Genomic DNA, 1,003 nt, shown 5'->3' with positions numbered 1-1,003 from the left:
TGGCCGCCAAGTCGTCATTAAGCTCTGTGCCAGAATCCCCCACGTTCATGTTCATCTCGTAACTCTCACCCACTGCGAGTGACTTGAGCGATAATCCCGTTTCGCCAACAAAGGCATCATTAGTGTTCACAAGCATCGAAGCCAGCGACAAATAGCCATAACGATGAGGATTGACCGTGATGGTGACTTCGTCCGATGAGCCTGGCAGCAGCAAACCGTTGCCAGAGACTCCTTGGTAGACGTTGTCGTCACTGTTCATCAGAGCAATCAGCTCGGCATTGCTGCCGCCCTCGGCTAAGTGTTCTAACTCAACCGACGCACTTTGACCAATTTCGAATAGCTGAAAATTGCTATTGTGAGTCAGCACCGCCAGCGGAGACATCGGTTGATTCGCCGTTAAGTTCTCGACATTCACCGTATATCGGTATGACTTCGCGAAATCATTATCGTCATCATTCGGACAACCAGCGAGCACTCCGACAGAGGCAGCTACCAGTAAGATTTTGTATTTCATACCTCCTCCTTACTTCACAACAATTGTGATGGTTGCGACTGGGTTTAACCAACGATGATGACTGCTATCGAGATCACTCTTGCCACCAGCTGGATCGCTGTCACCCAAATTACCCGGATGAATGTGAACCTTGTCGTTGCTCACCGCCGTTTCTACGCCAGTACCACCGCTACCGAAGGTAATAAAAGGAGGATTAGGAATGCTGGACGCTAACTCATCGTTCGCTTCAGTGCCCGCGTCGTAACTGTTCAAGGTCGCTTTGTAAGTGCCCACTTCGGTTGGAATTTTCCAACTGTCTAAACCGACAAAACCATCATTGGTTGGCAATAACATCGCGCTAAGTGAGAGGTAACCGTGATCGCCACTATCCAAAGTAAACGTGGTCGCAGCGCCCGGATTGAGAATACCGCCCGCAGGGTTTTCTACAACTGCACCGCCTGCGTTGCCAATCACGGTCGATAATCCAGAAATATCCCCACCTTCAGCCAT

Annotated in this window: 2 protein-coding genes; both read right to left on the bottom strand. The window is 50.0% G+C overall.

Annotated features, from left to right (window positions below):
• On the bottom strand, positions 1–514 hold a 514-nt coding region (locus R7R24_RS25035), incomplete at its 3' end, for a spondin domain-containing protein (RefSeq protein ID WP_318119807.1).
• A gap of 9 nt (positions 515–523) precedes the next feature.
• Positions 524–1,003: spondin domain-containing protein (locus tag R7R24_RS25030; RefSeq protein ID WP_318119805.1), on the bottom strand; the 480-nt coding region annotated here is incomplete at its 5' end.

This window comes from Vibrio sp. 704 (assembly GCF_033339295.1).
Note: the sequence above shows the minus strand (reverse complement) of the source record. Positions and strands in the feature narration are given on the sequence as shown.